Raw genomic sequence first — 13,507 nt, forward strand, 5'->3', positions numbered from 1 at the left:
TGAAGGGACTGCTCAAGGCCCTACTTTTCCCATTCGGCCTTGGCGATGTGCAAACCGTGCAGACCTTTGTAGGCCGCCCGCTCCGGCTGGCTCCAGCCTTCAAGCAGTGACTCTTCGAGACGATAGATCTCCACTCCCAGTGGCCGGCAAACACTCAAGGGGTCCTGAGCCTCGGGGCCCCACATCGGCAAGGACAGATCGCCCCCCGGGCAGGTCGACAATGCACACAGCAGGTCGATTTCGGCAAAAAACTCCAGATAGTCGCCCTTTTGCGCCGGACAGGCCTTCATGAAATACATGTCGTCATGATTAAGGCCGGTGCACTGAAAGATATTCAATACGTCATGCACGTCGAATTCGGTGAGGCCATGGGGCAGAACCGCCCGTGTCAGATTGGAGTGACAGTGATGATGAAAATCCTCGCCTGTGAGCATTCGGTTCACATAGGGATCGCAACGGGTACCCAATAAATCGTGCAGGCGCCCGCCATGCTCATCGATACCATAATTCGCCAGGCTGTCATCGGTGATCGTGACCAGCGGCCGCAAAAAAGGCAGGTTCGACCAGAGCCGGTCATGGGTGCTGACATGGGCTCCCTGCAACTGCCGGGTACGTGCGGCCCATAGGCGTTCTCGCGGGTCATTGGCATTCCAGACGTTGAAGTCCCCCACTTGCGGGCCTACCGGCGTGGTCACTCGAAACACATGACCGGCAGGCACCTTCCAGGCCCGGCCCGTACGAATCGGCACCTCGAACTGCTCGATCAGCGTACGTTGTGCCCGGTTATCACGGATACGTTCATAAAAGGTTGTATCCACCTGCAGCGCCGAGCCTTTACTGACCTGATAAGCCGCTGGATAGTCTTTGTACATGGGGTATCGCCCTCACTCAGTGACGCAAGGATTGGCTGAACATGTTCAGCAGCAGGCGCTCGGAGTCGTCCAAGTATGCCTCCATTGCCTCGCCGGCGCGGGCTTTGTCACCCTCCACCAGCCATTGGTGAATCTGCCGGTCACGAACCAGCCAGGGCGCCTGGAACAACGCTTCATCCGGCGCGGCGCAAAACACCAGACGCAATTGCGCGACTACATTGGTGAAAAATTCATCGAACAAGGGGGAATCCAGTAGCCTTACCACCTGCTGATGAAAGCGCAAACCATGGGTCCCGACAGCACGCCAGTCCTCGCGATCTCGGGCCAATTGGGCCGCCTCTATGGCGTCGAGCATACGATCAGCCTGGCACTCGCTCAGCGGCCTTGCACTGGCGATCGCCTGCAACTCCAGAGTCCGACGTACTCGGAACAGATCCTTTACCTCATCGCTGCTCAGGCGTCTGACCACCACGCCTTTATAACGGACATAGTGGGTCAACCCCTCCTGGCCCAAGCCGTGCAACGCTTCACGTATGGTGTTGCGCGAAGCGTTGTAGGTGTTGACCAGATCGCTCTCTACCAACGGCATGCCAGGCAAAAGGCGACCACCGATAATGTCGGCACGCAGTTCCACCCTAATCTGGTCCGCAAGGGATAAACCGTTGCTCATGGCAACACCTCGAGATTGTTCAACAATTCATGATCAAACTTTAATCACTTATCGTGCCAATTCCTGAGCGCCCAGCAAACACTCGCCCTACCTGTCGGAACGCTGTAAATACGCAAAACACCCACTGATAAGTAGGGGCGTGATCTGATGATCCTTGGTTAAAATAACGCTCTAGTTGTGGAGGTTTCTCAAATGCGTTATTCAGCAGACCATAAAGCCCAGACACATCAACGCATTATCAAAGAAGCTTCGGAACGTTTTCGTCGTGATGGAATAGGGGGAACGGGATTACAACCACTGATGAAGGCACTGGGCCTGACCCATGGCGGTTTCTACTCCCACTTCAAGTCCAAGGATGAGCTGGTAGAAGAAGCCCTTTGCGCAGCTGCGCAAGACCTGGATGCCCACTGCGCAACCCTGTTCACACAAGAACAGCCCTTGCAGGCATTTATCGACAACTACCTTTCCGAGTGGCATCGCAGCTCACCCCATCAAGGTTGCCCACTACCAACAATGAGTTCGGAACTCGGCCAGCGCGGCCAACCCAGCCCCACCACCGATGCAGTGCTCAATGCCAGACTTGCCCAAGTGGAAGCGACTCTGGAAGGTGAAAATAAGGCGCAACGCAGCCTGATGATCATGTCGACCCTGGTGGGAGCGTTGATGCTCTCGCGCAGCGTGGAAAGTCCTGAACTGGCGGTACAGATACTGGAAGTCGTCAGTGAGGGCCTGAAGAAACAGGAGCAGGAATAATACAACCCGCTCCATGGGCCGCCTTACTTGGAACGCGCGGCGGCACTGTTCCTGGAAAGATTGGCCCCCAAGGCCAGGCGTGCGGCGACCAGTGCCTGCAAGTCCGCCGGAGCGGGAAACGAAGGCAGCGTGATCAACTCTCTCTGGTCGAAACCATTCAATGCCGCGTCCACAATCTCAGTCGCCTCCGTCACCATCTCTAGGGGGATGGCCTTAGCCTCCAAGCCTGAACGCCCCCAGATCTCGGTACAAGTAACGCTAGGCAAGCTCCCCTGAGCCTGAACGTCATTGCCTTTCAACTCAGCCTGCTGTGACTGAGTCAGGCTGAGCACGTAAGCCTTGGCGGCACTGTAAGTCGCATTGAAACGCTCCGGGATTAACGCGACCACCGAGACAATTTTGATGATCGCCCTGCGCCCGGCCGCGAAAAAACTCGTCGCGGCTGCTCCTGACAATCTTGAAAGTAATGGACGCCTCCGATTGGAACATCCGGAGAGCGAAAAATATTACATACACAATACTCTTGCAGCACCATGAAAAAATTGCCCGTTGATAGAGATTCATGGCTAGGCACCAAATCCGCCCGAAATACAGAAGGCCGGTCACTGACCGACCTTCGATTGCTACTCGATCAAATCAGTTGACGACGAGCTTGTCTCGATTGCGCTCCAGGATAGTCTTGCCGATACCCTTGACCTCAAGCAGTTCATCCACCGAAGCAAAGGGACCATTCTCTTCACGATAAGCGACAATCGCCTTGGCCTTGGCCTCGCCAATTCCAAATAGCTCGCGCTGCAGGACAGCCATATCGGCGGTATTGAGGTTGATTTTGCTGACTTGAGGCATTGCCTGCTCCACTGCCTCAGGAGCAACAGTCTGCGCCTTGACAGCAGGCGCTGCTTGAGCTGCAAGCGAAAGGCTGGCTAGAACGGCAAAGATCAGCGAGGAGAGATAAGAGTTACGCATAGTGACGCTCCATGACATCGAGTAAGGAAAGCAGCTTTTCCGAAGCTGCCTTCCAAACCTAGGTGATGCTGCAGGCAAGTCAAAAGCAGGAGGGTTACCGGTTGTGTAGATTCAAGGCTTGAGACGCCGCTGTTGATAAACCCAGTCGACGATTTCACCGTCCGGGGTATAACCACTCACCGTCTCACGAAGCAGTTGTCGAACTCTTGCATAATCATCTAACTCAAGCGCTTCAAGGAGTTCGCTGAGCTTGGCCTTAAGCAAATCCCAAGACAGATGATCCTCATTGGCGCTCATGATCATTGGGTGTTGAGTCGCCACTACGTTGTCGCCAATCAGCAACTCTTCGTAAAGCTTTTCACCAGGACGAAGGCCGGTAAACTCGATAGCGATATCGCCATGAGGATTTTTTTCCGAGCGGATGCTCAGCCCAGAGAGATGAATCATCTTTTCCGCCAACTCGACGATTTTCACCGGCTCACCCATATCCAGCACAAAAACATCACCGCCCTGTCCCATCGATCCAGCCTGGATAACCAGCTGAGCAGCTTCCGGAATAGTCATGAAATAGCGCGTAATCTTCGGATGAGTGACCGTCAGCGGACCACCTGATTTGATCTGTTTGTGAAACAGTGGAATGACCGAGCCTGAAGAGCCCAATACATTACCGAAACGCACCATGGTGAAACGGGTTTTATTTACCCTCGAAATATTTGAAGAGTCATTAAACAACACTGGCGCCACTTCTTTGCTCAACGCCTGCAGAGTAAGTTCCGCTAAACGCTTCGTGCTGCCCATTACGTTAGTTGGGCGAACAGCCTTATCAGTAGAAATCAGTACAAAATTAGCCACACCGGATTGCAAAGCGGCCTGCGCCGTGTTGAGCGTACCCATCACATTATTAAGTACACCTTCAGCAATATTATGCTCTACCATCGGTACATGCTTATAAGCAGCAGCATGATAAACCGTCTCGACACTCCAGGTTTTCATGACAGACAACAGCTTTTCGTAGTTACGCACAGAGCCTAGTATAGGGAGCAATTTTACAATACGAGCCTCTCGCGCCACACGCTGTTCAAGCTCAGACAAAATACTGTAGAGATTGAACTCGCTATGATCGAGCAGAATCAGAGCGGTGGGGCCCAAGGACAAAATCTGTCGACACAGCTCAGATCCAATAGATCCGCCGGCACCTGTCACCAGAATAGTTTTCCCTTTTATACAGTGCGCCAACAAATCGCCTTGAGCAGGCACAGAGTCACGCCCAAGCAAGTCCGCAATGTCTACTTCTTGAATGTCATCAACCTTCACTCGCCCACTGGCCAAATCCATAAAGCCAGGAACACTTCGAACATGAAGGGGAAAACCTTCCAGATAACCCAGAATCTCTCTTCGGCGACTACGAGTGGACGAAGGGATAGCAAGAAGTATCTCTTCTGCATCTGTTTCGTCAATCATCTGTTGTAAATGCTTGGGTTTGTATACTTGTAGTCCGGCGATCATCCGGTCAGCGATACTGCTGTCATCATCAATAAATGCCACCGGCCGCATCAGTCGTCCCAATCGCAACGCTGCAACCAGTTGATTACCTGCCGCCCCCGCGCCATAAATGGCTACCTTGGGTAAACCATCATCCCGATTGGTGAAGGGCACATGCTGGGCTGCAGTGAACCAATCCCCCAGAAAGTACTGGCGCATAGCGAGCCTGAGCCCACCGATCATCACCATACTCAACCACCAATAGTTGAACACAATTGAGCGTGGCACCACTGTTTGATGATTGCTATACAGATAAACGACCAAGGCAAGAACCAAGGCAGACAACGTCACAGCCTTAACTATTGCTATGAGGGCATCGTTACCAAAATAGCGCATGACTGCACGATACATCCCGAACCGTACAAACAAAGGTATGGCAACGATGGGTGCGCTAGCAAAAAGCCAGAAATGCACGACAAAGGGATTGTTTAGGTCATCAAAACCCAGCCTGACGACAAACGCCATCCACAGCGCAGCCCACACTAACAAAATATCGGTGATGACTTGCAGGACTCGCTTCTGTCGGCGTGGAAGCTTTAACAGACATGTTCGTATTGTATCCATAATCGCTTTTTCGAATCCCGGCCCCTAGCCTCGATCTATCTTACACACTAATGTGGAGCATTCATTTGCCTACTCCTAACATCAAGCCCTGTCAGCCGGCTTTCTCCAGCTCTCCCGCATGAAACCTTATAGCAAGGAGCACCAAAGGCACATAAGCCAATACCATGCCCATACTACCATCCAAGTCGAATAACCCCACGCACATAGCAATTGGCAGCAGCCAAAATACGTTAATCGCCATAACCGCCAGAGTCACCGGCAGATGTCGACCAAATTGGCGGGAGGCAAATTGATAAGCATGGCTGCGATGAGCTTCATAAACTTTATCTCCACGTAACAATCTACGAGCCAGAGTAAAAGTTGAATCAACAATGAATACTCCAAGAAGAATCAACCAAACCCAAAGAAAACGTGAAGAGGTCCAAGCAGCCTGTAATGAAAACAAACCCAAAATAAGCCCGAGAAAACCACTGCCCGCATCACCCATAAAAATTCGTGCTGGGGGGAAATTCCAATAAAGAAACCCAAGTACTGCCACAGCTAATAGTAGCGGCATCCAGATCAAAGATACGTCTCCAGACAACCAATAGATAACGCATGCCCCAAGACATGCGCTCACTGCCTGCACACTGGCTATTCCATCAATACCATCCATGAAGTTATATAGATTAAGCATCCAGACCAAATAGAAAACAGCGAAAAAATGACCAACCCATGAAAGGTTGAAGTCCACTCCTAGCAATTTTACAGGGGGCAAGCCACCGAGCCACGCTAACGCCCAAATCGAGGCAGAAAAATGAGCAAGTAGCCTCCAACGTGCAGCTATATGTCCATGATCATCCAGAAAGCCAATCACCGCAATAAGCGCACCAGCTCCCCATAGAGCCCAAATATACGACCAAGGCACATCAACAAGAAAAGTCAGAAGAGGGCTGGCCACAAGAAAGCTCAAAACAATTGCAACGCCCCCCCCTCTTGGGGTAGGTACCGAGTGAGAACTACGGTTATTGGGAATATCCATCAGGCTGCGGGCAAGCGCATAACGACGTAGCACCCAAGTCAACAAAAGCGAAATGCCGAGCACCGCCAACATTAACCACCAGATTGCCATGTATATTTTTCCCTAATTCCAAACTAGAGAGCAAGCACAACTAGAACTGCTCAACCTAAAAAATGAAAGCCTCTTGAAAAAACACTCCTGACAAACATGAGGATTCAGGAATGACTATCAATAAAATGCTTGGCAGTAAGACCAATCGCGACATCTACAGTTATAGGCGGACTCCACCCCAGTAACTCGCGATTCTTCTCTATATCAACTTGAAGCGAGCCGCACAATCGTTGAGACAACGATTTTTTCCCCAACATAGCAGCACCAAACTTCAAAACGCCACTCGGCACAGGTAACAAGCGAGCAGTTCTCCCCAATGCTGCGCCCATTTTCTCGAGCAATACAGTTGTTGATAGATCATCACCATCGCTAACCAGAAATGTTTGATTTGCGGCTTTGGGATGATCAATACAAGTAACAATCAAATCTACCAAGTTGCCCAACGCAACTAAACTGCGGCGATTGTATATAGCACCAAAAGGCAAAGGAATGCCTTTATACAACCATTGCATCATACTCAAGAAATTCGCCTTAACTCCGGGGCCATAAACAAGCGTAGGCCGAATGATCACAACCTCCATTCCAGTTTGTGATGCTATGGTCACAAGCCCCTTTTCCGCTTCCATCTTGGAAATTCCGTAGGGATCCACCGGAGCTGGCTCAACATCTGCAGTGTAGGGCTCATCAAGTGACGTTTCCTCACCGTTGACCTTTATGGAACTAATGAATATGAACCGACGCACCCCTTTTTGCGCAGCTTGTTGCGCAAGATTCAGCGTTCCGTCAACATTAACTTTTCGAAACTCAGCGAGTGGATCAAGGGAGGAATCATGCATTACATGGACACGAGCAGCCGCGTGTATTACGACATCACAATCCAACAGGGCCTGAGTCCAGTCAGTAAATCCATCAATCTGATCAATCTGAGCAGTGATCGTAGAGGATATCAACCCTTGCATTGGCTTACGTATTGCCAAGGTTAGCTTCTGAGTTGAGATTTTAGACAAGCATTCATGAACAGCCCCTCCCACAAAACCGGATGCTCCTGTCAAAAGGATCCTGTTCATTTCCTACTGTACCTTCTTGAACTGGCGCTACAGGGTAGTATCTGAAGCGCTCTAAAAACGACATTATGCACTTATAGAGCCCTAATGAACCATAATCCAATATCAAAAAAGCCCGCGATTTATAATTGCTAATGCCACAATCTCACAAAATACAAGCCTAAAAAAAACACCAAATATAAAGCTCATAAAAAACAATCTAGCAAAAAAAAACAACTTATAAAAACTAAAAACTATATAAACCTTCTTCGCTAACAAGCGATCAGAAAAATAAACTAAAAACTCTTCTTTAGTAAAATCAGAATAGCGGTAAATCCTTAGTTTACATGCTTAGAGCCCATCTCCTTCCTCTTCATTTACCCGATCGCGAAGCTCCTTACCCGGTTTAAAATGGGGCACAAACTTCCCATCCAAGCTAACTGACTGACCAGTTTTTGGGTTCCGACCTACCCGAGGAGCACGATAGTGAAGCGAGAAGCTGCCAAATCCTCGAATTTCAATCCGATCCCCAGTAGCCAGACACTGAGACATTTGCTCAAGCATAGTCTTGATAGCCAACTCGACATCCTTGGATGACAGCAGCCCTTGATGGGTGACAATTCGTTCGATTAACTCCGACTTCGTCATATTTTTCCCTTCTTTTTCAAGCAGCTAGGTCAGTGCTCAAAAGGTTTTAGCATGCTCTGAAGGTTTTGAACAGCCCAAGAACTGCGTTGCTAACACAAACTTCTGTTGCCAGTGATAGGGACGCAGAAATGTAAACCCAAGCCTTCCTATCGACACATCACGAGCATCGTACGCGTGAGGTACCCCGCCGGATTCCAGCCGAAGGGATAATCTCCCTCCTCGTCTTTGGCGTCGCTCGACTTAGTGATGATTTTGTAACCACTAGCCTTACATTCGCTCGCAGCGCGCCTGTAGCGCTGCCCCCAATCCGCCCCCAAACCTGAACAATCGATTTCAATACCACTGACCCCACGAACAGCATGAGTCTTTATATTGGTCGCACAACCAACCAACAAAATAACCAAAACAGTCATAACCAGCCTGCTCATGCTCTTCCTTATAGCAGCCCCTGCTGCTCGAATGATGCACATCCAAGGCAAAGCCTAGCTCCGAATATGCAGCCGGCCACCTAAGAAAGAGACAGCTCACGGTACGTGTTGGTTTCCCTTGCGGAGAACTCTCAAACTAACGATTTTGGAGCAAAAAAAAGAGCGACCGAAGTCGCCCTTTTTATGGTCTGACAGAACTTAGTTCTGCTTTTCCATCTGTGCACGCAGCAGGTCACCCAGAGTGGTAGGACCAGCAGCGATATCCGAAGCAGCTGGCTTGTCGCGCAGGCTCTGGATAGCTTCTTTCTCGTCTTCAACGTCTTTCGACTTGATCGAGAGCTGGATTACACGGCTCTTACGGTCAACGCTGATGATCTTGGCTTCAACTTCTTCGCCTTCTTTCAGGACGTTACGCGCATCTTCGATGCGGTCGCGGCTGATTTCGGAGGCTTTCAGAGTAGCTTCGATATCGTTAGCCAGGGTGATGATGGCGCCTTTGGCGTCAACTTCTTTTACAACACCCTTAACGATTGCGCCTTTGTCGTTCTCTTGAACGTACTCGGAGAACGGATCGCTTTCCAGTTGCTTGATACCCAGGGAAATACGCTCGCGCTCTGGGTCAACCGACAGGATAACGGTGTCCAGCTCGTCGCCCTTCTTGAAGCGACGTACGGCTTCTTCGCCCACTTCGTTCCAGGAGATGTCGGACAGGTGAACCAGACCGTCGATGCCGCCGTCCAGACCAATGAAGATACCGAAATCGGTGATCGACTTGATGGTGCCGGAGATCTTATCGCCCTTGTTGAACTGGCCAGAGAAGTCTTCCCATGGGTTGGACTTGCACTGCTTGATGCCGAGGGAGATACGACGACGCTCTTCGTCGATGTCCAGAACCATAACTTCCACTTCGTCGCCGACTTGTACGACTTTCGAAGGGTGGATGTTCTTGTTGGTCCAGTCCATTTCCGAAACGTGCACCAGGCCTTCCACGCCTTCTTCCAGCTCAGCGAAGCAGCCGTAGTCGGTCAGGTTGGTTACACGAGCGGTAACGCGGGTGCTTTCTGGGTAACGAGCCTTGATAGCAACCCATGGATCTTCGCCCAGTTGCTTCAGGCCCAGGGAAACACGATTGCGCTCGCGATCGTACTTCAGAACCTTGACATCGATCTCGTCGCCAACGTTGACGATTTCGGAAGGATGCTTGATACGCTTCCAAGCCATGTCAGTGATGTGCAGCAGGCCATCGACGCCACCCAGATCAACGAATGCGCCGTAGTCGGTGAGGTTCTTGACGATACCTTTGACTTGCTGACCTTCCTGCAGGGATTCCAACAGAGCTTCACGCTCAGCGGAGTTCTCGGCTTCGAGGACGCTACGACGGGAAACGACAACGTTGTTGCGTTTCTGGTCGAGTTTGATGACTTTAAATTCGAGCTCTTTGCCTTCCAGGTGCGTGGTGTCGCGCACTGGACGGACGTCAACCAGAGAACCTGGCAGGAACGCACGGATGCCGTTAACGTCGACTGTGAAGCCGCCTTTAACCTTACCGTTGATAACGCCCTTGACCACTTCTTCAGCTGCGAAGGCTGCTTCCAGAACGATCCAGCATTCAGCGCGCTTGGCTTTTTCACGGGAGAGCTTGGTTTCACCGAAACCGTCTTCAACCGAATCCAGAGCAACGTGAACTTCATCACCAACATTGATGGACAGTTCGCCAGCATCGTTGTAGAACTGCTCAAGCGGGATCAGTGCCTCAGACTTCAGACCAGCGTGAACGGTTACCCAACGCGCTTGGTAGTCGATGTCGACGATAACACCGGTGATGATGGAGCCTGCCTGAAGGTTCAGGGTTTTTAGGCTTTCTTCAAAGAGTTCCGCAAAGCTTTCGCTCATTTTAATTCCTGTTGATAAGGGCGAAGAATACGCCCATCTGCCACATCCCAGACAATGTGGGTTACGTTCATATAAAAGAAAGATCGCAGGACTATGACTGGTCCCCCCGCGACCCTCCTTGTTCACCCGGCGATATCGCGGATGGCGATCTCACTCAAGATGCGTTGCAACACCTGATCGATGGACAACTCCGTGGAATCCAGCTGTATGGCGTCGGCCGCCGGCTTGAGCGGGGCTACCGCTCGCTGGGTGTCGCGCTCGTCGCGCGCACGTATCTCATCTAGCAGACTCGACAGACTAACACCATCGACTTTTCCCTTCAACTGCAAGTAGCGCCGACGAGCACGCTCCTCGGCACTGGCAGTCAGGAAAATCTTCAATGGCGCATCAGGAAACACCACGGTGCCCATGTCGCGACCATCCGCAACCAGGCCCGGCGGCTCTTGGAATGCACGCTGACGCTGTAACAAGGCATCACGCACAGCCGGCAGCGCTGCCACTTGAGACGCCCAGGCTCCAACCTGCTCATTGCGCAGGTCGTCGGTCACATCATCGCCCTCGAGGATGATCCGCTGTGGATGATTTTCAGTGGCACCGAGAAACTGCACATCCAGATGAGCCGCCAACAACTTCAGCGACTCTTCGTTAGTCAGGTCAACGCCATGATTGCGTGCGGCGAAAGCCAGCAGCCGGTAAAGAGCCCCGGAGTCCAGCAGGCACCACCCCAGATGCTTGGCCAGCTTGCCAGCAATGGTGCCTTTACCTGAACCACTTGGCCCATCAATGGTGATCACGGGCGCCTTGATATTCACGACTGAGCCTCTTGCGCGACACGAATCCCCACCTGCGCGCACAACGCAAGAAAGTTCGGGAACGAGGTAGCAACGTTCGCACAGTCGTGGATACGAATCGGCGCATTGGCACGCAACGAAGCAACGCTAAATGCCATGGCGATACGGTGATCACCATGACCATGCACTTCACCGCCCCCAATCTGGCCACCCTCAATAATGATGCCGTCAGGAGTCGGCTCACACTTGACTCCCAAGGTCAGCAAGCCATCAGCCATTACCTGGATACGATCGGACTCCTTGACCCGCAGCTCTTCCGCGCCACGCAGCACAGTACGCCCTTCGGCGCAGGCGGCAGCCACGAATAGCACAGGGAATTCGTCGATCGCCAATGGAACCAACTCTTCAGGAATCTCGATCCCCTTGAGCTTGGCGGCACGCACATGCAAATCGGCAACCGGCTCACCGCCGACTTCGCGCTGGTTTTCCAAACGAATATCAGCGCCCATGAGGCGCAGGATATCTATCACGCCAGTACGGGTCGGGTTGATTCCCACATGCTCCAGCACCAACTCAGAGCCTTCGGCGATGGAAGCAGCTACCAGGAAGAACGCCGCAGAAGAAATGTCTGCAGGGACTTCGATATGAGTTGCCTTGAGCTTACCGCCCGACTCAACCGATGCAGTTGCACCGTCAACACTCACCGGGTAGCCAAAACCACGCAGCATACGTTCAGTATGGTCGCGGGTCGGTGCCGGCTCTGTGACTGTGGTCTTCCCCTCAGCATACAAGCCAGCCAACAGCAGACAGGACTTAACCTGGGCACTGGCCATTGGCAAGGTGTAGGTCAGCCCTTTGAGCTTGTGACCACCACGAATCACCATTGGCGGGCGACCTTCGGCCGCTGTCTCGATCACCGCACCCATTTCCCGCAGCGGGTTGGCCACGCGATTCATCGGACGCTTGGACAGCGAGGGGTCCCCCGTGAGGGTGCTGTCGAAGCTCTGCGCAGCCAGCAGACCGGAGAGCAGGCGCATCGAAGTGCCGGAGTTACCCAGATAGATCGGGCCCGGCGCTGGCTTCAAGCCATGCAGACCAACACCATGAATAGTCACACGCCCATGGTGTGGACCTTCGATGACCACCCCCATATCGCGGAAGGCCTGCAGCGTGGCCAGAGCATCCTCACCCTCGAGGAACCCCTCAACTTCGGTGGTGCCTTCAGCCAAGGAGCCAAGCATGATCGAACGGTGGGAAATCGATTTGTCGCCCGGTACACGAATCCGCCCAGACAGGCGGCCACCAGGATTTGCCAGGAAAATCAGATCGTTGGAGTTCATAGCGTCCACATAGGCCCGGCGGGCCAGGATTTTACCGAAATGCTCGCGGGCAACCCGGGCGCGAGTGAATACGCCCAACAACTGATGCCCGTCCCCTGCATTGACCGCGTCGCGCAAGGCGTCGAGATCGTTGCGAAATGTATCGAGTGTGCGCAGAACTGCTTCGCGGTTGGCGAGGAAGATGTCGTGCCACATGACCGGGTCGCTGCCGGCGATTCTCGTGAAATCGCGGAACCCGCCCGCAGCGTAACGGAAGATGTCGAGATTTTCACTGCGCTTGGCCAGGGAGTCGACCAGACCAAATGCCAGTAAGTGCGGCAGGTGACTGGTCGCTGCCAGAACTTCGTCGTGGCGCTCGACCTGCATGTGCTCGACATCAGCCCCCAACTCACGCCAAAGCTTGTCGACCAGATCCAGCGCGGCAGGATCGGTTTGCTCCAGAGGCGTCAGGATCACCTTGTGACGACGGAACAACTGCGCATTAGAGGCTTCGACGCCGCTCTGCTCGGAGCCGGCAATAGGATGCCCCGGGACGAACCGAGCTGGCATACCCGCAAAGGCCGCCTGCGCCGCACGCACCACATTACCCTTGGCACTGCCAACATCGGTCAGCACCGCCGACCCCAGATCCATGCCGGCCAACAGTGCCAGCAGTTTTTCCATGGCCAGAATCGGTACCGCGAGCTGAATCACATCGGCCCCCTGGCAAGCCAGAGCCAAGTCCTCCTCACAGCGATCCACCACCCCCAGCTCAACCGCCAACTGGCGGGACTGCGGGTCCAGATCGACACCGACCACTTCGCGACATACACCACTTTCGCGCAACCCCTTGGCAAAGGAGCCACCAATCAACCCCAGGCCGATCACCACCAGGCGACCGATCATA

12 protein-coding genes and 1 pseudogene are annotated in these 13,507 nt (G+C 52.7%); 1 reads left to right on the plus strand and 12 read right to left on the minus strand.

Annotated features, from left to right (window positions below; translation table 11 throughout):
* Nucleotides 1-20 precede the first annotated feature (20 nt).
* Together WIN67_RS21830 and WIN67_RS21835 are read right to left on the minus strand one after the other, a co-directional pair.
* Nucleotides 21-872 carry an urea carboxylase-associated family protein gene (locus WIN67_RS21830; protein ID WP_102880460.1) on the minus strand — a complete coding sequence of 284 codons (852 nt, stop codon included), beginning with the start codon at nucleotides 870-872 and terminating at the stop codon, nucleotides 21-23.
* A 16-nt stretch (nucleotides 873-888) separates the two neighbouring features.
* The gene (locus tag WIN67_RS21835; protein WP_265073560.1) at nucleotides 889-1,542 is read right to left on the minus strand and encodes a GntR family transcriptional regulator; all 654 of its coding nucleotides are present in this window, start codon (nucleotides 1,540-1,542) and stop codon (nucleotides 889-891) included.
* A gap of 192 nt (nucleotides 1,543-1,734) precedes the next feature.
* Here WIN67_RS21835 and WIN67_RS21840 point away from each other — a divergent pair, with 192 nt between their 5' ends.
* Nucleotides 1,735-2,295, plus strand: a complete 561-nt coding sequence (locus WIN67_RS21840; protein WP_102880462.1) for a TetR/AcrR family transcriptional regulator — start codon at nucleotides 1,735-1,737, stop codon at nucleotides 2,293-2,295.
* A gap of 23 nt (nucleotides 2,296-2,318) precedes the next feature.
* Here WIN67_RS21840 and WIN67_RS21845 read toward each other — a convergent pair.
* The 10 genes and pseudogenes from WIN67_RS21845 to WIN67_RS21890 all read right to left on the minus strand — a co-directional run.
* A pseudogene (locus tag WIN67_RS21845) lies at nucleotides 2,319-2,759 on the minus strand (SDR family NAD(P)-dependent oxidoreductase); the annotation flags it as partial.
* Nucleotides 2,760-2,931: 172 nt separating this feature from the next.
* Nucleotides 2,932-3,261, minus strand: coding sequence for a ComEA family DNA-binding protein (locus WIN67_RS21850; RefSeq protein WP_110653117.1), 330 nt, complete (start codon nucleotides 3,259-3,261; stop codon nucleotides 2,932-2,934).
* Nucleotides 3,262-3,372: 111 nt separating this feature from the next.
* A complete protein-coding gene (locus tag WIN67_RS21855; protein ID WP_422394635.1) occupies nucleotides 3,373-5,367 on the minus strand; it encodes a polysaccharide biosynthesis protein in 1,995 nt (664 codons plus the stop codon).
* A 91-nt stretch (nucleotides 5,368-5,458) separates the two neighbouring features.
* Nucleotides 5,459-6,478 (minus strand): MraY family glycosyltransferase, encoded by a 1,020-nt coding sequence (locus WIN67_RS21860; RefSeq protein ID WP_273924032.1) that lies wholly within the window; start codon nucleotides 6,476-6,478, stop codon nucleotides 5,459-5,461.
* Between the two features lie 104 nt (nucleotides 6,479-6,582).
* Nucleotides 6,583-7,545 carry a UDP-glucose 4-epimerase family protein gene (locus tag WIN67_RS21865; RefSeq protein ID WP_273924033.1) on the minus strand — a complete coding sequence of 321 codons (963 nt, stop codon included), beginning with the start codon at nucleotides 7,543-7,545 and terminating at the stop codon, nucleotides 6,583-6,585.
* Nucleotides 7,546-7,872: 327 nt separating this feature from the next.
* Nucleotides 7,873-8,169, minus strand: coding sequence for an integration host factor subunit beta (gene ihfB / locus WIN67_RS21870; protein ID WP_072442827.1), 297 nt, complete (start codon nucleotides 8,167-8,169; stop codon nucleotides 7,873-7,875).
* A 146-nt stretch (nucleotides 8,170-8,315) separates the two neighbouring features.
* Entirely contained in the window at nucleotides 8,316-8,597 is a 282-nt protein-coding gene (locus tag WIN67_RS21875; RefSeq protein WP_339070043.1) for a hypothetical protein, read from the minus strand.
* Nucleotides 8,598-8,795: 198 nt separating this feature from the next.
* Complete coding sequence (gene rpsA / locus WIN67_RS21880) at nucleotides 8,796-10,490, minus strand: 30S ribosomal protein S1 (RefSeq protein ID WP_007931318.1); 1,695 nt, start codon at nucleotides 10,488-10,490, stop codon at nucleotides 8,796-8,798.
* A gap of 122 nt (nucleotides 10,491-10,612) precedes the next feature.
* On the minus strand, nucleotides 10,613-11,302 hold the full coding sequence (gene cmk / locus WIN67_RS21885) for a (d)CMP kinase (protein ID WP_011062580.1): 690 nt from the start codon (nucleotides 11,300-11,302) through the stop codon (nucleotides 10,613-10,615).
* Nucleotides 11,299-13,506 carry a bifunctional prephenate dehydrogenase/3-phosphoshikimate 1-carboxyvinyltransferase gene (locus WIN67_RS21890; protein ID WP_102880475.1) on the minus strand — a complete coding sequence of 736 codons (2,208 nt, stop codon included), beginning with the start codon at nucleotides 13,504-13,506 and terminating at the stop codon, nucleotides 11,299-11,301. Before WIN67_RS21890 ends, cmk begins: the two co-directional genes overlap by 4 nt.
* Nucleotide 13,507 lies beyond the last annotated feature (1 nt).

Origin of the sequence: Pseudomonas idahonensis (assembly GCF_037903935.1) — a bacterium.
Classification (GTDB): domain Bacteria; phylum Pseudomonadota; class Gammaproteobacteria; order Pseudomonadales; family Pseudomonadaceae; genus Aquipseudomonas; species Aquipseudomonas danubii.

What these genes read in the sequence shown, in the direction of transcription:
- WIN67_RS21890 (WP_102880475.1), bottom strand. Translation starts at nt 13,506, where the DNA reads ATGATCGGTCGCCTGGTGGTGATCGGCCTGGGGTTGATTGGTGGCTCC.
- WIN67_RS21850 (WP_110653117.1), bottom strand. Translation starts at nt 3,261, where the DNA reads ATGCGTAACTCTTATCTCTCCTCGCTGATCTTTGCCGTTCTAGCCAGC.
- WIN67_RS21855 (WP_422394635.1), bottom strand. Translation starts at nt 5,367, where the DNA reads ATGGATACAATACGAACATGTCTGTTAAAGCTTCCACGCCGACAGAAG.
- WIN67_RS21875 (WP_339070043.1), bottom strand. Translation starts at nt 8,597, where the DNA reads ATGAGCAGGCTGGTTATGACTGTTTTGGTTATTTTGTTGGTTGGTTGT.
- WIN67_RS21840 (WP_102880462.1), top strand. Translation starts at nt 1,735, where the DNA reads ATGCGTTATTCAGCAGACCATAAAGCCCAGACACATCAACGCATTATC.
- WIN67_RS21835 (WP_265073560.1), bottom strand. Translation starts at nt 1,542, where the DNA reads ATGAGCAACGGTTTATCCCTTGCGGACCAGATTAGGGTGGAACTGCGT.
- WIN67_RS21860 (WP_273924032.1), bottom strand. Translation starts at nt 6,478, where the DNA reads ATGGCAATCTGGTGGTTAATGTTGGCGGTGCTCGGCATTTCGCTTTTG.
- WIN67_RS21865 (WP_273924033.1), bottom strand. Translation starts at nt 7,545, where the DNA reads ATGAACAGGATCCTTTTGACAGGAGCATCCGGTTTTGTGGGAGGGGCT.
- ihfB (WP_072442827.1), bottom strand. Translation starts at nt 8,169, where the DNA reads ATGACGAAGTCGGAGTTAATCGAACGAATTGTCACCCATCAAGGGCTG.
- rpsA (WP_007931318.1), bottom strand. Translation starts at nt 10,490, where the DNA reads ATGAGCGAAAGCTTTGCGGAACTCTTTGAAGAAAGCCTAAAAACCCTG.
- WIN67_RS21830 (WP_102880460.1), bottom strand. Translation starts at nt 872, where the DNA reads ATGTACAAAGACTATCCAGCGGCTTATCAGGTCAGTAAAGGCTCGGCG.